This window comes from Bacillus sp. M5A3_1b, assembly GCF_053345335.1.
Genome location: NZ_JBKEZY010000002.1, coordinates 529,977 through 551,207 on the forward strand (window position 1 = coordinate 529,977; position 21,231 = coordinate 551,207).

18 protein-coding genes and 1 other annotated feature are annotated in these 21,231 nt (G+C 35.9%); of the genes, 5 read left to right on the forward strand and 13 right to left on the reverse strand.

Annotated elements, in window-relative coordinates:
• Positions 1-74 precede the first annotated feature (74 nt).
• The 4 genes from pepF to mecA all read right to left on the reverse strand — a co-directional run bounded on the left by pepF (position 75) and on the right by mecA (position 5,577).
• Positions 75-1,901 carry an oligoendopeptidase F gene (pepF, locus tag ACLBWW_RS09005; RefSeq protein WP_048545158.1) on the reverse strand — a complete coding sequence of 609 codons (1,827 nt, stop codon included), beginning with the start codon at positions 1,899-1,901 and terminating at the stop codon, positions 75-77.
• A 50-nt stretch (positions 1,902-1,951) separates the two neighbouring features.
• Positions 1,952-3,196 (reverse strand): competence protein CoiA, encoded by a 1,245-nt coding sequence (locus ACLBWW_RS09010; protein WP_098641653.1) that lies wholly within the window; start codon positions 3,194-3,196, stop codon positions 1,952-1,954.
• 80 nt (positions 3,197-3,276) lie between these two features.
• The gene (locus ACLBWW_RS09015) at positions 3,277-4,821 is read right to left on the reverse strand and encodes a cardiolipin synthase (protein ID WP_048545162.1); all 1,545 of its coding nucleotides are present in this window, start codon (positions 4,819-4,821) and stop codon (positions 3,277-3,279) included.
• A 72-nt stretch (positions 4,822-4,893) separates the two neighbouring features.
• A complete protein-coding gene (mecA, locus tag ACLBWW_RS09020) occupies positions 4,894-5,577 on the reverse strand; it encodes an adaptor protein MecA (RefSeq protein ID WP_000350711.1) in 684 nt (227 codons plus the stop codon).
• 342 nt (positions 5,578-5,919) lie between these two features.
• Here mecA and ACLBWW_RS09025 point away from each other — a divergent pair, with 342 nt between their 5' ends.
• Positions 5,920-6,594 (forward strand): TerC family protein, encoded by a 675-nt coding sequence (locus ACLBWW_RS09025; protein WP_000362605.1) that lies wholly within the window; start codon positions 5,920-5,922, stop codon positions 6,592-6,594.
• Between the two features lie 49 nt (positions 6,595-6,643).
• On the opposite strand, the gene spx is transcribed toward ACLBWW_RS09025, so the two are convergent.
• Positions 6,644-7,039, reverse strand: coding sequence for a transcriptional regulator Spx (gene spx / locus ACLBWW_RS09030; protein WP_000258267.1), 396 nt, complete (start codon positions 7,037-7,039; stop codon positions 6,644-6,646).
• Between the two features lie 594 nt (positions 7,040-7,633).
• Between spx and ACLBWW_RS09035 the strand changes: the two genes are divergently transcribed.
• The gene (locus ACLBWW_RS09035; protein WP_000559978.1) at positions 7,634-7,837 is read left to right on the forward strand and encodes a hypothetical protein; all 204 of its coding nucleotides are present in this window, start codon (positions 7,634-7,636) and stop codon (positions 7,835-7,837) included.
• 28 nt (positions 7,838-7,865) lie between these two features.
• On the opposite strand, the gene ACLBWW_RS09040 is transcribed toward ACLBWW_RS09035, so the two are convergent.
• Positions 7,866-9,512, reverse strand: coding sequence for a peptide ABC transporter substrate-binding protein (locus ACLBWW_RS09040; protein WP_141498612.1), 1,647 nt, complete (start codon positions 9,510-9,512; stop codon positions 7,866-7,868).
• A 352-nt stretch (positions 9,513-9,864) separates the two neighbouring features.
• On the opposite strand from ACLBWW_RS09040, the gene ACLBWW_RS09045 reads away from it, so the two are divergent.
• Positions 9,865-11,310 carry an MATE family efflux transporter gene (locus ACLBWW_RS09045; protein WP_046957012.1) on the forward strand — a complete coding sequence of 482 codons (1,446 nt, stop codon included), beginning with the start codon at positions 9,865-9,867 and terminating at the stop codon, positions 11,308-11,310.
• A gap of 144 nt (positions 11,311-11,454) precedes the next feature.
• On the opposite strand, the gene ACLBWW_RS09050 is transcribed toward ACLBWW_RS09045, so the two are convergent.
• From ACLBWW_RS09050 to ACLBWW_RS09070, 5 genes are all read right to left on the reverse strand, one after another.
• Entirely contained in the window at positions 11,455-12,390 is a 936-nt protein-coding gene (locus ACLBWW_RS09050) for an ABC transporter ATP-binding protein (RefSeq protein ID WP_000166340.1), read from the reverse strand.
• Entirely contained in the window at positions 12,383-13,426 is a 1,044-nt protein-coding gene (locus ACLBWW_RS09055; RefSeq protein WP_000854346.1) for an ABC transporter ATP-binding protein, read from the reverse strand. The genes ACLBWW_RS09050 and ACLBWW_RS09055 overlap by 8 nt, the downstream gene beginning before the upstream one ends.
• An 18-nt stretch (positions 13,427-13,444) precedes the next feature.
• Positions 13,445-14,461, reverse strand: coding sequence for an oligopeptide ABC transporter permease (gene opp3C / locus ACLBWW_RS09060; RefSeq protein ID WP_000974096.1), 1,017 nt, complete (start codon positions 14,459-14,461; stop codon positions 13,445-13,447).
• The gene (gene opp3b, locus ACLBWW_RS09065) at positions 14,458-15,387 is read right to left on the reverse strand and encodes an oligopeptide ABC transporter permease (RefSeq protein WP_000534165.1); all 930 of its coding nucleotides are present in this window, start codon (positions 15,385-15,387) and stop codon (positions 14,458-14,460) included. The genes opp3C and opp3b overlap by 4 nt, the downstream gene beginning before the upstream one ends.
• A gap of 127 nt (positions 15,388-15,514) precedes the next feature.
• Complete coding sequence (locus tag ACLBWW_RS09070; RefSeq protein WP_000727226.1) at positions 15,515-17,146, reverse strand: peptide ABC transporter substrate-binding protein; 1,632 nt, start codon at positions 17,144-17,146, stop codon at positions 15,515-15,517.
• A gap of 319 nt (positions 17,147-17,465) precedes the next feature.
• Here ACLBWW_RS09070 and ACLBWW_RS09075 point away from each other — a divergent pair, with 319 nt between their 5' ends.
• Both ACLBWW_RS09075 and trpS read left to right on the forward strand, forming a co-directional pair.
• Complete coding sequence (locus ACLBWW_RS09075) at positions 17,466-17,846, forward strand: DUF3899 domain-containing protein (RefSeq protein WP_048545166.1); 381 nt, start codon at positions 17,466-17,468, stop codon at positions 17,844-17,846.
• Between the two features lie 105 nt (positions 17,847-17,951).
• Positions 17,952-18,168: a binding site (T-box leader), on the forward strand.
• A 74-nt stretch (positions 18,169-18,242) separates the two neighbouring features.
• Positions 18,243-19,232, forward strand: a complete 990-nt coding sequence (trpS, locus tag ACLBWW_RS09080; RefSeq protein WP_000110998.1) for a tryptophan--tRNA ligase — start codon at positions 18,243-18,245, stop codon at positions 19,230-19,232.
• 281 nt (positions 19,233-19,513) lie between these two features.
• Here the strand turns inward: trpS and ACLBWW_RS09085 are convergent, their stop codons facing one another.
• Together ACLBWW_RS09085 and ACLBWW_RS09090 are read right to left on the reverse strand one after the other, a co-directional pair.
• Positions 19,514-20,260 (reverse strand): YjbA family protein, encoded by a 747-nt coding sequence (locus tag ACLBWW_RS09085; RefSeq protein ID WP_000966116.1) that lies wholly within the window; start codon positions 20,258-20,260, stop codon positions 19,514-19,516.
• Positions 20,261-20,403: 143 nt separating this feature from the next.
• Positions 20,404-21,192, reverse strand: a complete 789-nt coding sequence (locus ACLBWW_RS09090; protein WP_447613993.1) for a DUF2268 domain-containing protein — start codon at positions 21,190-21,192, stop codon at positions 20,404-20,406.
• Between the last annotated feature and the right edge of the window lie 39 nt (positions 21,193-21,231).

Consider the following 21,231-nt stretch of genomic DNA (forward strand, 5'->3'; position numbering starts at 1 on the left):
CCTTATTTTTTCGACAAATATCGACAAAAATATTTAAAACAAAAAAAGACGAGGTAAATTCCTCGTCTTTACAATTACTTCTCTTCAAATAATAATGCTTCTAATTCATTTAATTTCTCTTCAAATACTTGCAATGCTTCTTTTACCGGTTCTGGAGATGCCATATCTACTCCAGCTTTTTTCAGCACTTCAATTGGATAATCTGAGCTTCCTGCTTTTAAGAACTCATTAATGTAACGTTCTACTGCTGGTTGCCCCTCTTCTAAAATTTGTTTAGATAAAGCCGTTGCTGCACTAAATCCTGTTGCGTATTGGTATACGTAATAGTTGTAGTAGAAGTGCGGAATACGAGACCACTCTAAACCAATTTCTTCATCGATTACTAAAGCATCACCGAAATATTTCTTATTTAAATCATAGTAGATCTCCGTTAACATGTCTGGCGTAACCGCATGTCCTTCTTGTACTTTCTTATGAATAATATGCTCAAACTCTGCGAACATCGTTTGACGGAATACAGTACCACGGAATCCTTCTAAATAATGATTTAATAAGTATAGACGCTCTTTCTTATCTTCTGTCGTTTTTAATAAATAATCGTTTAGAAGTGCTTCATTACAAGTTGATGCTACTTCCGCAACGAAGATTGAATAATCACCGTATACGTGCGGCTGCGTCTTTCTTGTATAGTAACTATGCACGGAATGACCGAACTCATGAGCAAGTGTATATAAATTATTTACATTATCATGCCAGTTCATTAAAATATACGGATTTGTTCCATATGCACCAGATGAATATGCTCCGCTTCGCTTTCCTTTATTCTCATACACATCTACCCAGCGATTTTCATATGCTTCTTTTAAAATGTCAACATACTCATCACCAAGTACGTTTAAAGACTTTAATAACATGTCTTGTGCTTCTTCATACTTCACGTTCATTTTCACTTCTGGTACAAGTGGTGTATATAAATCATACATATGAAGCTCATCAAGTCCTAGTGCACGCTTACGAATATCAATGTAACGATGTAGCAAGTGTAAATTATCATTTACAGATTCAACAAGTTGATCATACACCGCTTCAGGAATATTATTATTACTTAATGCCGCTTGACGTGCAGAATCGTATTTACGAACACGCGCATTGAAATTATTACGTTTCACAGCTCCGCTTAACGTGCTTGCAAATGTGTTCTTATATTTCCCGTACGTTTCATATACAGCTTTGAATGCATCTTCGCGCACACGACGATCATCACTTTCTAAAAACTGAATGTAACGACCATGTGTAATTTCCACTTCTTCTCCATCCTCACCTTTAATAGATGGGAATTTCAAATCCGCATTATTCAACATACCAAATGTATTACTTGACGCACTCATTACTTCAGATGCTTCTGCTAATAGAGCCTCTTCCGCTTCAGATAATACGTGCGGGCGTTGACGCGTAATTTCTTCTAATGCATGTTCATATACACTTAAGTCTCTATTTTCTGTCAAGAATGTTTGCAGTGTATCTTCTGAAATCGATAAAATCTCAGGCACAATATATGCTGTGCTACTAGATACTTGTGAATATAAATTTGTTGCGCGGTCATTTAATGCTTGATACACAGAGTTTGTTGTATCTTGATCGTAACGCATATGTGCATATGTATATAGCTTACCTAATCGCATTGAAATTTCGTCTTCATATTGCAATGCTTCAAGTAAATTGTTCGCAGAGTCACCAAGTTTCCCTTTAAATTCAGTTAACTTCGGTAATAGCTCTTTAATGGCTTGGAATTCTTTTTCCCATTCTGCATCTGTTTGGAAAATATCTTCTAGTCGCCACGTACTTGATTCTTCAATCTCTTTGCGATCTGGTAATGTTTTTGTTGTGTTTTGTTCAGACATCCTTTAAGCCCTCCTTTAAATATCTCTACTTACATACAATTCGATTTTTCTTATGTAATTCCTTCATGATCAGTCTTTATTATATCCCCTTTTCCTTCTCTCATGTTGTACTTTGCCTCAAATAAAGATAAGGCATACGTTAAGCAAATTTCATCATATTTTATAACTTCCTCCTCTGTTTTTAACATAACTACTTCTCTTTTTTTCCGGTACTTATAAGTCCCTACTTTCTGCAATACACCTGCATAACATAAAAATGTCATATATTCAGCAACTGCTACTTTCCATATATGCCGTGAAAAGTACGGGAGCATGCGCCTTTTCGTATACGTTTTCACATAACTACATACATATTGAAGAGAAATACAATCCCCTACCGTAAGCTCACCTATACACTTTATATATAGAAAAGCTTGCCATATAAATGGATTTGTTTGAAAAGCAAAGGAGGACGGGAGTGGCACACCGATTTCAGAAGGAAAATTTGCTGGGGTACATTTACATTGATATAAAAGGCGTAATAGTGACTTATGATTGTAATTCCAAATCGGCAGAGCATTTTGCCGAAAATAGCTCTTTCGCTTTTTCCATTCCTCACCTAATGTTTCTTTTCGGAAAGAGACGGGAGAAAAGAGCATTTCAAAAGTAGTCGTTTCAGTTGGTAAATAGATAATATGTGAGAAAGAGACGCTTGTAGAAAATGAAGTGAGAAACGCGCATTTCATAAATGATTTTTGTTTCGAACAGAAGAAAATAAGAAATGGCTGAGGATAAGATTGTAAGGAGAAAGCCATAAGTGAGGAGAATTTCATCCAATATGCTGATTGCCTTTTCAATTGATTTCCACCAATGATCCAAATAACCTGTATACCAGCTCGCCAATACGAATAGGTTCGATTGTACAGCTGCTCTATAGAGAGATTGGCGCATTGGTATTCAATCGCAATTGTTCTCCCTGCTCTCTCTATGAAAATATCTGGTCGTTGCTGAATTTCTGGAAGATAGTGCTCTATATACACAGGAAAGTTTTGACGTTTGAACCACCTATATAACAATTCTTTACCGTGCATATGATACATAGATTCTGCTTCATAAAAGGCAAGACACGCGTCCATTTTCTTATGAGCAAAATGCCAACTTTTTTGTTTCCCTAATTTCATTTGCACTTCCTTCCCGCAAGCTATGCAAAAGAAGCTTTCCTTTTTACGCATACGATGTAAAAGCTCTTCATCATGATGATAGAGTAGATGGATTTTTTCTCCGCTTTCTCTTTTGGCGATAAACATCGGAATCACACCCTTTCAGCTCCTTATATTCTACAATTTATTACAAATTCCTTTTAAAAAAGAGATGTCCCAATTTCGGACATCTCTTTTTATAATAAAGGTGATAATAATCGATACGTCGATTCAACAATTCGTCTATGAAGACGCCTTTTATGAAAACGATCGACATGAATTTCACTTGATTCTTCTATATCCTCTTTATAATCTTGAACAAGTTTTCGAATGCTGTCTGTATCATATAAAAAGGCATTTACTTCAAAGTTCAAATGAAAACTTCTCATATCCATATTAGCAGTCCCAATTGAAGCTAAATCAGAATCAACAATGACAACTTTACTATGAAGAAAGCCTTTTTCGTATTCATATATCTTTACCCCTGCATCTAAAAGCTCTGGGAAGTACGATCTCGATGCGTAAAAGACGGTGCGCTTATCAGGCTTACTCGGCATTAACAAACGGACATCAATACCCGCAAGTGCAGCTACCTTTAATGCGGATAAAATATCATCATCTGGAATGAAATACGGCGTCGCAATCCAAATTGATTTCCGTGCAGATGAAATCATGGCAAAGTATAAATGTTTAATTGTTTCCCATTTATTATCTGGTCCACCTGCAACGAGCTGTACGCCTCCCCAATGATCACCCTCAACTGCTTTCGCTTGTAAATATTCAGGGGCCAGCACAGCCTCACCAGTCATATAAAACCAATCTTGAAGGAAAATAAGTTGCAAGCTTTGAACAGCTTCACCACGCAAATATAAATGCGTGTCTCGCCAAAAACCGAAATATTTATCCTTCCCTAAATATTCATCACCAATATTTAATCCACCGACAAATCCTTCATTTCCATCAATAATAACGATTTTCCGGTGGTTTCGATAATTAATCTTATCGTTTAAAATCGGAAAGCGCACAGGGAAAAACGGAATCATTTCTACTCCTGCATCATTCAATTCTTCAATATATGAATTCGATAATCTAAAACTTCCAACCGCATCATATAAAAAACGAACGACAACACCTTCTTTTGATTTCTGTATTAAAATATCTTTAATTTCTGTTCCAAGCTTATCATCACGCACAATGTAATATTCCATATGAATGTGGTGTTTCGCTCGTTTTAATCCATCTAAAATGGCCTGAAACGTTTCATCTCCATTTGTTAATGTTCTCGTTTCAGTTTGAAATGAAATATTTAAAGCGCCTAAGCGGTCCGCTAAACGAAATAACAGCTCTTGGTGCTTATGATTGCGCAAAATCCGTTCTTCGTAACCTTCATGCCCTTTATATTGTAAAAATGCTTGTTCATCGAGCAACGCCTTCTTTTGGAACATTCTCTTCCTCCGAAAGTTCTGTCCAAATAATAAATAAGCGAAGAATCCAAATACCGGAAAAATACCTAACACAATGAGCCATGTAAGTGTTTTAGACGGATGACGGTTCTCTAAGAAAATAACGCAGCCAATTAAAAATGCAGATACCGTAAATAAAATACTAATAATACCTAAAATCGAAACATCTTTTATACCAATTACATCCGAATAAAATGCTACATCAATAAACATACGTAACGAAACAAATAACGCGAACAATAGTAAAACAAAGAAAATCAACTTTAACGTATTTTTCATCTCTTACCTCCTTACTAAGAAAGCTTTCCTATTCTTCATATAAAAAGCCGATTTCATACTACAGAAATCGGCCTACGTTTTAGCAGGAAAATTATTGCGAATTGTTTCAAGCGCATGCTCTTTCACAATTTGTTTCCCATACTCACTTACACGATGAATTGTTAAAGTTGATTCTTCTCCGTATTCTAAAACAATACTTAAAATACGATCAATTTCTTCTTCATCATGTAGCACTTCATCGAATTCCACATATACATAATAGCGGTTCTCAAATGAATACAGCTCATCTTTTATATCTTCAAAGATAAGACGGTGGCTTAATGAAATGACATCTTCAAAATCATTAAATTTAATTAAAAATCCAAACGTACCATCTTCGTTAAAGTTTGTTCCTGCTTGTTCCTCTACCTCTTCCACTAATTCTTGCTGGAATAATGATTCAATGCCTTCATCTAGAGGAATGTCTATAATTTTATCTACACCTATTGGTAGTTCTAGCTTTTGTCCATCCTTTGAAAGCTCTGCTTTCGTTACAAGTACTTCAATCCCTTTATCGACTGCTTGCACTTGAATCCATAACGGTCCATCAATAAAGAAATCATCATGATCACGAGCTTCGTCCATCATCTCCCAAAAGAGCTCTTCACTTCGTTCGCGGTCATACCAAATTTCTTCACGATTAAACCCTCTATCCTCTATATCAATGTACGTAATAAAAAATTTCATCGTATGGTCATTAATTCTTTCAATATCCAAAATACAACTCTCCCTTCCTGCTTAGAATTGTTATGAAGGGATTCCCCACTCATATGACAAATCAATAGATTCTTGTACTCTCATTTTATGATAAGATTCTCCAGAATGGAAATAAAATCGATTTATTTTACAAAAATAGTTATATGCCTATCTTTATTCGACCATCTACACAAATATATCATTATAGCGATTTCTCACTCATGAAAAATTTGGACATACATTTCCCCCCTCCCCCGTACACTGTAATAAAGTGAAACTTTTATTAGAGAAGGTGATTTAGTCTCTCTCTTCACCACATACATACAGTTCGCTTATTAAAACATCATAAATGGAGGCAGACGAATGGACTTAGAGTTTTTAACATCTGTACTAATGATTGTCGGTATCGATGTTGTATTAGGTGGTGACAACGCAATCGTCATCGCACTAGCTAGTCGAAATTTACCTGAATCGAAACGAAATAAAGCCATTTTGATTGGTACTCTTTTAGCAATCGTACTAAGAATTATCCTTACTATACTAGCTGTCTATTTACTCGACATTCCATTTCTACAACTTATCGGGGGCGTTTTACTTACATTAATTGCAGTAAATTTACTAACTGATAATAGCAACGATCTTTCTGCTATTCAGGGGAAAACAACTTTATTTCAAGCTGTGCGTACAATTGTATTCGCAGATCTCGTTATGGGGTTTGACAACGTTATTGCCATTGCAGGTGCAGCTCACGGAAGATTTTTACTCGTAATAATCGGCTTACTCATTTCTATCCCGATTATTATTTGGGGCAGCAAACTTATTTTAATACTTATGGAACGCTTTCCATTCCTCATTTATTGCGGAGCAGCGATTCTCGCCTATACAGCAGGAAAAATGGTTACACATGAAGACAGGCTTGCAACGTTCTTTCATAATAATCCAAATTTCACCACAAGCATGCCTTTCTTATTCATTTTCACTGTTCTATGCATCGGTATTATCGTGCAACAAGTTCGATTACGAAATGTGAAACATTAAAAAAAACCTTCTACTATATAATAGGTAGAAGGTTTTCATATTATTATAATTAATTTACAAGACGCTGTGCTTCACGTAATTGAAACGTTCTTACTGTACGTGGTAAGAAACGGCGGATTTCGTCTTCATTGTAACCTACTTGAAGGCGCTTCTCATCAATCATAATTGGACGACGTAAAATCCCTGGATAGTCACGAATCATCTTATATAAATCTTGAAGTGGTAAAGACTCTAAGTTTACATTTAATTCTTGGAAAACTTTCGAACGAGTAGAAATAATCTCATCCGTTCCGCTTTCTGTCATACGTAAAATCTCTTTAATTTCCTCAATCGTTAATGGATCTGAGAAAATATTACGTTCTGTATAAGGAATATGATTTTCCTCTAGCCATAATTTCGCCTTTCTACAAGACGTACAGCTTGGAGAACTATATAATGTTACCATACAAAGCTCACTCTCCTTAAAGAGTACAAATTCTGTACTAATTACAGTTTAAATTTCTAAATTCAGCAATTTTTTACGATACCTTGTCTTATAACAAAGTGCAAAAAATCTCATTTCATGTAAGCAACAACTTTGAGCAAACAACAATTACTTTTAATAAGTAACTTCTATAATCATTATACAATAGATTTTGCAAGAAATATACAGTAAATTTCCTTCTAATTGAGAAAACTCTTCCGTGTATTCCACTGCTATGTAACATGATCACACTCAATTCAGCTGTAATTTAACAATAACCTTCAACCCTCTTAATACTGGCTTGTCATAGATTTTTCATGTGATATACAGTTATTTCTCCATAATCTTCTCTATGAAAAAGAGAACGTTTTCTTACCTTTTCTTCATAAATCAATTAAGAAATGTAAGACTATACAAGTGAGAATCGAAAGGAACATTTGTTCTTATTTTAACAAACATCCTCATCCATGTCTATACGATTTCTAAAATAAATCAATTATTTTTCTGACATTTCTTTCTTTTTTATCTTTTATCTCATACAATAAACATACAGACAGGCAAAGGGGGAATTTGCAAATGATTGCTTTTTTTATTGATTTTGTCACTGTTGCTGCCCTCATCATCGGAATCACAGCATTGATTGGTGTCATTACAAATAGCATTGGTGAAAAACTCTTTGGCGGAAAAGAAAAGATGAAGTTTGTTAATAAAAGTTTGGATGTACAATCCGGCTGGAACCAAGTTGGCGGGAAAGGCATTTATAAGAAACGTACGTATTAAAAAAAAGCAGGCGGTTAGCCTGCTTTTTTTATTTTTCTACAGATGCCCACTTAAAACTTAATTCGCCGCCATATTTGTGGATATATACATCTTTAATTGTTTCTCTTTCTAATATAGATCTACCGCGTTGAAATACTGGTGCAATTGCTGCATCTTCAAATAAGATTTTTTCCGCTTTTAACAGGTCATTCCAACGTCCTTTTACATCTGAACCTTCTTGCTTTGCCTTTTTAATAAGGCCATCATACTGGGCATTAGAATAGCTCATTTTATTTTGTGAACCATCTGTTATAAACATATCAAGGAATGTGATTGCATCAGGGAAATCAGGTCCCCATCCAGTAAATGAAATATCAAACTGTCCACTATCTTCAAGTTTTAATTTTTGTGCAAATGGTTGCATTTTAATCGTTACTGTTAGACCTGGTAAATTCTTTTCTAATTCCCCCTTTACATACTCACCAATTTTCTTAGATTCTTCATTATCAAAGTTTAAAAATTCTAGTTCTATTTTATCCTTACCTAATTCTTTCTTTCCTGCCTCCCAGAATTTTTTAGCTTCCTTCACATCTACTTTTGAAATTTTTCCATTTTCTTTTCTGAAATCCTGCTTATCTGGTCCCTTAACAAAATCAGATGGTACTAAACCATAAGCTCCCTTAGAACCATTGTTTAAAATAACCTCACCAATACCATCTCGATCGTATGCACTAGAAATAGCCTTACGAATATTTTTGTTAGCTAACGCTGGATTTTTTTGATTAAAACGCAAGAAGAACACAGTTGGATCATTAATTGTTTTAAAATCTTTTTGCCCTTTATACTTATCAACTAATTCCGCTGATAAACCGACTCTGTCAATCGCATTCGTATTATACAAATTAACAGCTGCTCCTGTATCTTTTACAACATTAAAATTAACTTCTTCTAACTTCACTTCTTTTTGATCCCAATAGGTTGGACTTTTCTTTAATTGGAAACTTTGTTCATGTTTCCATTCATTTAATACAAATGGACCGTTATACAAAGTTGTATTTGCTTCCAAACCAAATTTTTGTCCCTGTTCTTTCATATACTTCTCATTTAATGGGAAAAATAGTGGATACACCGTTAAATCAAGAAAATATGGAACTGGATTATCCAATTCAACTTCTAATGTATAATCATCTATCGCTTTTACACCTAATTGATCTGGTGATAGCTCTCTTTTATTAATTTTCTCTGCATTTTTCACATCTAGCATGATATATCCTGATTTCGCTGCCGTATCAGGGTTAACAGCTCTTTGCCATGCATATACAAAATCTTTTGCTGTTACAGGATCACCATTCGACCATTTAGCGTCTTCACGCAATTTAAATGTATATTTTTTACCATCTTCAGATTTCGTATGGGATTTCGCTACACCTGGAACTAACTTATCGCCTTTCCCAAGTCGATATAGCCCCTCCATCGTATTATTCATAACTTTTGAAGAAGCAGCATCCGAGGCAAGTGTTGTATCCATTGTCGGAATTTCAGACACTTCTGTTAGATTAATAACTTGCTTCGCACCGCTTTTCCCGCTATCCCCTTTTGCGTTCGCTTGCGGTTCATCTTTTTGGTAGCTACATGCCCCTAACATCATGCTCATCGCTACTGTTGATACTACAAAAACTGGCATCTTTTTTTTCATACTTCCACCCTCCACAAAAATGTTAGCCCTTTCATTTTCAAACAAAAAGAAATATATATATGTTCTAACAATTCATATTATACACACAAATATATTTTTTGTATATTTATATTTCTATTTTATTAAAATTTTCTGTTAAAAAATAAACCTTTGTAAACGTTTCATATTACTGATTATCCTTACTAAAGTGTTGAAAATAAATATTTTTATATTTTTCTAAATTATCAGAGAAAAACAATTTTTATATTCCATAATACTTTGTGCATAATTATCCTTCTCTTTTTATCATAAAATAGCGCTCCCTTCATAATAAAGATATGTAGGTTAAAATGAGTGCAAAGGATAAGAAAGTATGTTACGATACACCTTGCTAAAAATAGATATCGGTAAAGAGGGGACGGACATGGCAGCAATTCAGGCAAAAAACGGGCCGACAGAGAAATTAAGTTTATTCTTATTAACATGGCCTATTTTTCTAGAAGTTTTTCTATTTATGTTAATGGGGATCGCTGATACTTTCATGTTAAGTGCATTATCAGACGATGCTGTATCTGGGGTTGGTGCAGCGAATCAATATCTCCATATCGCTATTTTGGTACTAGAAGTCATCGGGAACGGCGCAGCTATCGTCGTATCTCAATACCTCGGTTCCAAACGTTTTATGGAAGCATCTAAAATATCAGCTTTAGCCGTCACATTAAATTTAGTGGTCGGACTCATTATAAGCGCTGGCTTTCTTTTATTTTCAAAACATATGATGATGGCAATGAACTTACAAGGCGATGTACTCATGTATGCGCAAAACTATTTATCCATCGTCGGAGGCGCTATTTTCCTTCAAGCTATTATTAATTCATTAGCCGCAATTATCCGCGTACACGGCTTCACAAAGCAAGCGATGTTTATTTCACTTGGAATGAATATTATTCATATCGCTGGAAACTACGTACTCATTTTCGGGAAATTTGGTTTCCCAGAACTCGGTGTACAAGGGGCTGCCATTTCTTCTGCTGTCAGCCGACTTATCGCACTTATCGTTTTCTTCTGGTTACTGTACCGCGTTATGGAATACCGTGTGAAATTACAATATTACTTCACCTTATCAAAGGAATACATCGGAAAAATTTTAAAAATCGGGATTCCATCTGCATTTGAGCAGGTTATGTATCAAGCTTGCCAAATTGTCTTCTTATACTATGCAACATACTTAGGAACGGAATCATTAGCGGCTAGACAATACGCTACGAACATTTCTATGTTCACTTATTTATTCGCGATTGCGATCGGTATGGGAACAGCCATTATTATCGGACGCCTCGTTGGCGGTGGTGAAAAAGATGAAGCGTATGAACGCGTATGGAAAAGTGTAAAATGGGCAATTGGCGTCACTTTATGTATGGTCGCTCTCGTCGTTACATTCCGTACACAATTAATGGGACTATTTACAGATAATCCGCACATTATTACGCTAGGTGCGTCAGTTCTTTTACTAAGTGTGCTACTTGAAACGGGACGTACGATGAATATCGTCATTATCAATTCACTTCGCGCAGCTGGTGATGCAAAGTACCCAGTTTTGATCGGAGCATTCTCTATGGTGTTAATGAGTTTACCACTCGGTTACTTTTTCGCCTTCCATTTAGATATGGGGCTCGTTGGTATTTGGTTAGCGATTGCTATTGATGAATGGACACGTGCCATTATTATGTTCTTCCGCTGGAAAAGTAGGGCGTGGGAACGTTATGCACTCGTTAAACCTGAAGAACAAGAGGAAATTGTTTCTGTTCAAGCACAGTAACACTCGTTTAATTAAGGTGTAGTCATTCGTAAAGGAAACTTATATCTGCGATTCTTTAAATATATCGACTTACCGAGAAATGTTGACAAATCTATTATATAGTAGAAAAAAGCCAATCTTCTTAACGGAAGATTGGCTTTTTTATTATTGATAAATCTCTTTATATTTCTTATACTCTGCTTCAGAACATAATACGAAATGTCCTGGGCGAATTTCACGCATTGTTGGTGCTTCACTAGCATAATCATGCTGAGATGGATCGTATACGATACGTTTACGATTGCGCTCATAATCTGGATCTGGAAGCGGAATTGCTGATAATAGTGATTTCGTATATGGATGAATTGGATTCGCATATAACTCTTCACTTGTTGTTAGCTCAACGATTTGACCACGGTACATTACGCCGATGCGATCACTAATGTATTTTACCATTGATAAATCATGGGCAATGAATAAGTATGTTAAACCTTTTTCCTTTTGTAACTTTTTCAGTAAGTTTACAACTTGCGCCTGGATTGATACGTCAAGTGCTGAGATTGGCTCATCGGCAATGATAAATTCAGGCTCTACAGCAAGTGCGCGAGCGATACCGATACGTTGACGTTGTCCACCTGAGAATTCATGCGGGAAACGGTTTGCGTGCTCTTTATTTAAACCAACTGTAATTAATAATTCATGAACACGGTCCATACGCTCTTTTTTGCCTTTTGCTAGTCCATGAATATCAATACCTTCTGCAATAATATCCCCTACTGTCATACGAGGGTTTAATGATGCATATGGATCTTGGAAAATCATTTGCATTTTACGGTTGAATTTCTTCAGCTCTGCACGTGATTTTTTACCATGTACATTTTCACCATCGAACAACACTTCACCAGCAGTTGCATCATATAAACGAATAATCGTTCTTCCAGTTGTCGATTTACCACAACCTGATTCTCCTACAAGACCAAATGTTTCTCCGCGGTAAATATCAAATGAAATATCATTAACCGCTTTGACAACACCACCACTCACGTCGAAGTGCTGTTTTACATTTTTTACTTCAATTAATTTCTCACGTTGTTTAGTCATGTTGTTCACCTGCTTTCATTTGAAGAATGCGTTTTTCAACGACTGCCGGTGGTTTTACTTCTGGAGCTTGCTCGTGAAGTAACCAAGTTGCCGCATAGTGTGTATCACTTACTTTAAATAAAGGTGGGTCCATTTCAAAATCAATTTTCAATGCCTGTGGATTACGTGGTGCAAAAGCATCTCCCTTTGGCGGCTTTAATAAATCTGGAGGCGTTCCAGGGATTGCGTATAACTCTTCTTCTGAACCATCTAAACTTGGCATAGATGCGATTAAGCCCCAAGTGTATGGATGTTTTGGATTGTAGAAAATTTCATCAACCGTTCCAATTTCAACAACTTTACCTGCGTACATAACTGCTACGCGGTCCGCAACGTTTGCCACTACACCTAAGTCATGTGTAATGAAAATGATTGCCGCTTCTGTTTTTTGCTGAATGTCCTTCATAAGCTCTAAAATTTGCGCCTGAATTGTAACGTCTAGCGCTGTTGTCGGCTCATCGGCAATTAATAATTTCGGGTTACAAGCTAACGCCATCGCAATAACTACACGCTGTCTCATACCACCTGAGAATTGGTGAGGATATTGTTTTAAACGCGCTTCTGGATTCGGAATACCTACAAGGTCGATTAATTCTAACGCAACTTTACGTGCGTCTGCTTTACTCATCCCTTGGTGTTTAATAAGACCTTCCATAATTTGATTCCCAATTGTCATCGTTGGATTTAATGATGTCATTGGATCTTGGAAAATCATCGCGATATCTTTCCCGCGCACTTGCTGCATTTCTTTTTCTGTCAGTTTCGTTAAGTCACGACCTTCAAATACGATTTCACCGTTTTTAATACGCCCTGGAGGATTCGGAATTAATCCCATTAACGCTTTAGAAGTAACTGATTTACCAGAACCAGATTCTCCTACAATCGCTAATGTTTCTCCTTTTTTTAAATCAAAAGTAACACCGCGTACAGCTTGTACTTCACCTGCATGTGTATCAAAGGAGACTTGCAAATCTTTTACCTCTAGCAATGTTTTCATTTTTACTTCTCCCCTCTTTTACTTACGCATTTTTGGATCTAACGCGTCGCGTAATCCGTCTGCCATTAAGTTGAATGCTAAGATTAACATACTGATGACAACCGCTGGGATGAACATCATATGTGGATACGTTTGAATTGATTTATAACCGTCATTTACAAGAGAACCAAGTGATGCGAATGGTGGCTGAATACCTAAACCGATGAAGCTTAAGAATGCCTCACCAAACACTGCTGTTGGAATTGTAAACATTGTCATTACGATAATTGGTCCCATTACGTTCGGGATTAAGTGTTTTACAATTAATTGTGTATTTGTTGCACCTAATGTACGAGATGCTAATACATATTCTTGATTTTTTAATTTCAGGATTTGTCCACGAACGATACGTGACATCCCTATCCAACCTGTAATCGCCATTGCTAGTGTAATTGACCATATACCAGATCCCATAATGATTACCATTAAAATAACGATGATTAAGTATGGAATACCGTTAATAATCTCCATAACACGTTGCATAATATTATCTACTCTACCGCCATAGAACGCTGAAATACCTCCATAAGCAACTCCAATTACTAAGTCAATCGCCGCTGCTAAAAGAGCGATATATAATGATACACGCGTCCCTTCCCATGTTCTTGTCCATAAATCGCGGCCAAGATCATCTGTACCAAACCAGAAATACTCTTTAATATCACGTTTTTCATATTGGTCAACACCATATTGATCCGTACCGTCAAATGGTAGCCAATGAACATTTTCAATAACAGGAATTTTCGGTGGTAATTTCGCACGACCTAAGTCTTGCTCTTTATAAGAATGCTTACTTACCATCGGTCCTAAGATTGCTAGTAATATAATAAGCGCTAATAAAACGAAACCGAACATTGCTCCTTTATGTTGGAACAAACGTCTTCTTACATCTTGCCAAAACGTTAAGCTTGGACGGGCAATGACTTCATTATCAACATTATTTTGATTGGCTTGTTGAAATAAATCTGGAGATAATTTTTGTACATCTTTCATCATTTTTTCCCTCCCGCTAAACGAATACGAGGATCAATAATTCCGTATAAAATATCGACAATGAAAATAACTAAGATGAAAATCGCACTATAGAAAATTGTAGTTCCCATAATAACTGTATAGTCATTCACTGTAATAGATTTAACGAACTGTTCCCCTAGTCCTGGTACAGCATAAATTTGCTCAATAACTAATGTCCCTGTAATTAAACCTGCAACCATTGGTCCTAAAATTGTTACTACTGGAATTAACGCGTTACGAAGTGCGTGTTTAATAATGATAACGCCTTGACTAATTCCTTTCGCTTTCGCTGTTAAAATGTAATCAGCTTGCATAACTTCAATTAACTCTGCACGAGCAAAACGTGCGATTGTTGCGATAACTGCCATCGATAAAGCGATTGTAGGCATTACGGTAAACTCTGGTCCTTTCCAGAATGCTACTGGGAACCACCCAAGTTTTACCCCTACAAAATATTGTAGTAATGCGGCGAATACGAACGATGGTACCGACATCCCGAGTACGGAAATAATTGTCGCCCCATAATCGACCCACGTATTGTTACGAAGTGCCGCAACGATTCCTAAAATTAAACCAATAAATGTTCCTAATATAATCGCTTGTAAACCAAGTTGTGCTGATGGTCCAATGCGATCCACAATCATATCTGTTACTGGACGGTTATCATATTGGAATGATACCCCTAAATCACCTTTTGCTAAGTTACCTAAGTAACGTGCATATTGAACTGGTACTGGATCATTTAAGCCATATTTTTCAAGAATGATTTCTTTTTGTGCCGGTGATAGTTTCTCCTGGTTTTTAAGCGGAGAACCCGGAAGTAATTTCATCAAAAAGAAAGTCAGTGTAGTAATTAAAAATAATGTCAAAGCCATGTACACGAAACGTTTTAATACATAACGTCCCATAGTCAAGCACCTCCCCGTTTTTCTCAAAAGCAATAAGATAGTTTAAAATATTCTTACTTTTATTTTTTTAAAATAAGAGCACATGCCCATCATAGGCATATACCCTTATTCATGATGGAAACCATTTTTAGTTTTTTAGTTCAACCCACTTATAGCTAAATTCTCCGCCATATTTATGTTCTAATAGGCCAGTAATTGAGCCACGTTGTAAATAAGCTTTTCCGGGTTGATATACTGGAGCAATCGCTGCATCTTCAAGCAGTTGTTTTTCTGCTTGTAATAATGCATCCCAGCGAGCTTGTACATCAACTTCTGTTTTCGCTTTTTTAATTAAATCATCATACGCTGCATTTGCGTAATTTACTTTGTTTTGCGCATTACCTGTCGTATACATTTCAAGGAATGACATTGGATCCATATAATCTGGACTCCATCCCGCGTATGACATTGCGTAATCTCCACTTGCTTCAAGTTTTAATTTTTGTGCAAATGGCTGCATTTTTGTTGAAACTGTTAAACCTGGTAAGTTCTTTTCAAATTGGCCTTTTAAATACTCTCCGATTTTTTTAGCATCATCAGTATCAAAGTTTAATAGCTCTAACTCTACTTTGTCTACACCAAGTTCTTTTTTACCAGCTTCCCAGTATTTTTGCGCTTCTTTAATATCCTCTTTTATAAGCTTTCCGTTTTCTTCACGGAAGTCTTTTCCATTCGGACCTTTTGCTAAGCCTTTCGGAACAAAACCATATATCCCCTCTGAACCATCGTTTAAAATAACTTTCCCGATATTTTCACGCTCAAAGGACATTGCAATTGCTTTTCGGATATTTTTATTTGCTAAAAATTTATTCTTTTCATTTAAGCGAATAAATTGTGTAGATGGTCTCTTAATCGTTTTAAAGTCAGCATCTGATTTGTATTTGTCTACAAACTCTGATGTTAAGACTACACGATCAATTGCTTTCGTTTCATATAAATTTATAGCAGTTGAACGATCCTTAACAATATTGAAGTTTATTTCCTCAAGTTTTACTTCTTTATTTTCCCAATACGTTGGATTTTTCTTAAGTTGGAAACTTTGTTCATGCTTCCATTCATTTAATACGAATGGACCATTATAAAGTGTCGTATTGGATTCTAATCCAAATTTTGCTCCTTGTTCTGTTACAAACTTCTCATTCAAAGGATACAATGTTGGATAGACTGTTAAACTTACAAAATAAGGAACAGGGTTATCTAATTCCACTTCAAGTGTATGATCATCAATTGCCTTTACACCAAGTTCTTCAACTGGTAATTCTTTTTTGTTAACTTTCTCCGCATTTTTAACATCAAATAGTATGTAAGCAAACTTGGCACCCGTGTTTGAATCTACAGCTCTTCGCCAAGAATAAACGAAGTCTTTCGCTGTTACAGGTTCACCATTAGACCATTTCGCATCTTCACGTAACTTAAATACATACTTTTTGCCATCTTCTGATTTCTCATAAGATTTAGCGACACCTGGAACAAGCTTATCGTCTTTCCCCAGACGATATAATCCTTCCATTGTGTTATTCATGATGTTAGAAGATGCTGCATCTGTTGATAACGTCGTATCCATAGTTGGGATTTCAGCTGTCTCGGTTAGATTTAACACTTGCTTGTTTGAGGATTTTTCTTTTGCGCCTGCTTTATTATCCTCTTTTTGGTAACTACAAGCTCCTAACATACTGACAGTCAACGTCGATGCAAGTAATAACGGTATCTTTTTCTTCATGTTGTGTTGCCTCCCCTAATTGCACTTCCTGTACCCTCACTTGTAAAAAAGTAGAATTGAAAGAATAATCTCCAAGTTTCTACAATTTTCATTATACATATAATATAACAATTGTGAATATAGTTTTTTGTTTTTTTGTTAAAATTTTTAATAAAATATTTATTTTTTTATTTTTTTGTAAAGGGATACGTTAACATTGCTACCATCATCTTGAAATCAGACCTTTAATTGCGTATAATTTTCAAAAAATTAATTCTAGTACATATTATAGCTTTTATAGTATAATAATTCTAGTAATATTTTGACGGAGGGGAACATTTTGGATAAAGTTTTTTTTCATACTTGTATACTAATTTTCATAGCGATAATCGCTTCTAGTATTGGCGCATTCCTCGTTTCATCGCAATTTTTGTTGAATTTTGTCAATATATCGTTTTATGTCGCACTATTTTTTATTCTTATAGGCGGTTTTTTATTCATATTTCAAAATGGATTTTTTAACGTAACAATTTACGCATTCCAAAGAGTATTTGGTACGAATAAAAAAATTGAGTCTTTAATTGAAGAAGTAGAGGAACCTGTCGATAAGAAAGAACGTATTTATAAAACATATTCATTCAAATGGACGTATCCAATTTGCATTACCGGGATCGTTCTTGGGTTGTTCTCGACCCTCATTAGTTTTACTATTTTGATGTAGTTTGCAAACACTATCCCATATGATATAATAATCAGCAAAACATTTTGTTATAAAACTTTAGTTCTTTCATATTAAAAGAGCTTAAGTAACAATAAATAAATTTACATGTATGCGATGATAAAGAAGAGTACATATTGAGGCAATTTCAGAGAGCTTGTGGCTGGTGTGAACAAGTAATTGCGCAGTATGGAATGGGCTTTTGAGCACCAAACCGAACCGAAAGTAGTAGGCTTTGGCGTTATATCCAAACGTTATTATGGATTAGAGAGATTTCACAGTAGTGAAATAATTAGGGTGGTACCGCGGTCCATTCGTCCCTATAGTTTTTGGGATGAATGGGCTTTTTTGTTTGCCTTCCCTTCCCCATCACGCATTCAAATTTAGGAGGAATTACTTATGTCAGTTATCTTTTCTGGTATTCAGCCGAGTGGAACGATTACACTTGGAAACTATTTAGGAGCTATGAAGCAATTTACAGAGCTTCAAAATGAACACGACTGTTATTTCTGTATTGTAAACCAACATGCGATTACAGTACCTCAAGATCCCGTACAACTTCGTAAAAACATTCGCAGTCTTGCTGCACTTTATGTAGCATGCGGCATCGATCCTGAAAAAGCTACTTTATTTGTACAATCAGAAGTACCAGCACACGCTCAACTAGGATGGATTATGCAATCAGTTGCTTACGTTGGAGAATTAGAGCGTATGACGCAATATAAAGATAAATCTTCTGGTAGAGATTCAGTTCCAGCTGGATTACTAACGTATCCACCATTAATGGCAGCTGATATTTTACTTTACAACACTGAAATCGTACCTGTTGGTGATGATCAAAAACAACATATGGAATTAACACGCGACCTAGCAGAGCGTTTCAACAAACGCTTCCGTGAAGTGTTCACTGTTCCTGAAATTCGTATTCCAAAAGTAGGGGCTCGCGTTATGTCATTAACAGAACCTACGAAAAAAATGAGTAAATCTGATCCGAATCCAAAAGCAATGATCAGTATGCTTGATGAACCAAAAACAATTGAAAAGAAAATTAAAAGTGCTGTAACTGATTCTGAAGGTATCGTGAAATTTGATAAAGAAAACAAACCTGGAATCTCTAACTTATTAACAATCTACTCTTCATTCTCTGGAAAAACAGTTGAAGAAATAGAAGCAATGTACGAAGGAAAAGGATACGGAGACTTCAAAGGTGACCTAGCAGCAGTAGTCGTAGAAGCAATTCGTCCAATCCAAGACAAATATAACGAACTAATCAACTCACCAGAACTAGACGAAATTCTAGACAAAGGTGCAGAAAAAGCAAACCGCGTTGCATTCAAACAACTACGCAAAGTAGAAAACGCAATGGGACTAAGTAGAAAACGTAGGTAACATATAAAGCGGAGGCAGCTCGTTCAGCTCTGACTGGCTAAGGTTCTTTCGCATAGAAGACGCTTTTCATCTTCTTATGCGGAAGGTTCTTAGACACGAAGAGCTTGCTGCCGGAGCTGGATTTCTATATAAAGCGGAAGCGGCTCGCTTAGAATGTGAGGGGGATGGAGCTCCTGACGTAGAGGCGCTTTTTGCCTCGCAGGAAGGCGCGAAGCCACCGAACATTCTTGCCGCTGGAGCTAAGTTACAACAAATTAAAAAAACCGCCAATTGGCGGTTTTTTAATTTACCTTTTGCTCGTTTTCCATTTCCCATAACTTTTCAAAAAATGGCTGTCCTTTTACGAGACGCTCGCATAATTGTTCGTGCTTCTCAGACCAGCCTGTTTTCGCCTCATCATACAGTTTAGCCCAAATATCTTCAAATTCCATATGTTGAACCATTCCATATGCTGATGGATCCCACTCTGTGAACCAATAGCGAATTTCTGCTGTGTTTTTCGTTGTATGTAATTGATCTAACGCCATAAATAATAATTGTTTCAGCTGTCTTTCTTTACGAGTTAAACCATTCATAATGAAAGGTGATGGTGATAAAATATGATGTTCTTTTTCCATTTCTTCTACTTGGAACTCATACTTTTCTGCTTGTACGTTTTCTACCATCTCATATACCATCTGCTCTTGGCGCGGTATAAGTCTACTCTTTCGAATTGGTACATTGTAACCAATTGTGTCAATCGCAATAATTCCTTTTCCATCTGTAACAACAAAGCAATACTCTTGCTGCAAACGTTCATGATTTTTACGAATATATGCCTTATGATGTACGTCTTCCAACAATTTTTGTGGAAGCTCTAACAATTCGTCCTCGATGTAATGATATAATGTGGCATCTACTTTTAATAATGGCACTTGATCTAATAGCTCAATCGTATCATCTTTCCGCCATTCGTAAAAATGACAAACGTTATACCCATTCTCTTCACCTTCAAACCAATTTACCCATACATCATGTAGATATAACATTCATTACCCCTCACTTCACTACTGTTTGTATCAATCATTATGTTCAATTTTTCTTAACTTTATTCCACCTAAGGAAATATATTCTAATTATTATTTTTTCTTCTATTAATACTAAAAAAAACAGGAAATAGAGCTCCTGTTTTTTATATATGAAATGTATTTGCTTTATTCAATATTTCTTTTGCATCTGTAGATAATAAAGAAAGTGTATCTTCTCCTTCCAATGTTACACAATCTTTGACAATATGAAATCCAAGCGCATAACCAAGCATCTTCGGATAAGAGTGAAATCCATTTAATAAGATGTCATGCTCCCTTGTTCCTCGTTTTATACTTATTCTTTCATGTACAACATTTTTCCAATAATAAATAGCCTCTTCTTTTGAAAGATACGTCGTCCACGGTGCATTGTTTTTTTCTGAATATCTTTCCGTTACCGCTTGCTCAGCTAGCCCTTCCATAATCATCGTATCAAGTAATGTATATTCTGTTTCTTTCGTCTCAATTTGATGTAACCTGCATATGTGATGATATTCATGCGCCAATAACACCTTTAATTCTTCCACCGAATTCCGTCCACATACGAATAAGAAAATAACATGACGCATAGATAATCCAGCCCTACCGTTATACTCTTCTTGTACAGTTCGATTATATGAATCTGATAATAAAATAAAGACAGGGACATCCGGACCTTTTAACCAATTTTTTAGTTTCTCATACTCCGTACGTAACTCTTTCCAAACTTCCTTTTTCTCTAACTCTTTAACTTCTTGTTCTCCCCGTATAACTGGGCGGTACATACCTTTAGAAATTAAAAAGCGATACAATCTTTCTTTTGGCAGCGGGATATACTTCGTAAACTTTTCACACAGCTTTTCTGGACGTCCATAATATAGATGTAACCACTCAGCAGTTTCAACAATCCCCATCTTTATCCCTCCTTTTTCTTATGTATATGCAAAAGGAGA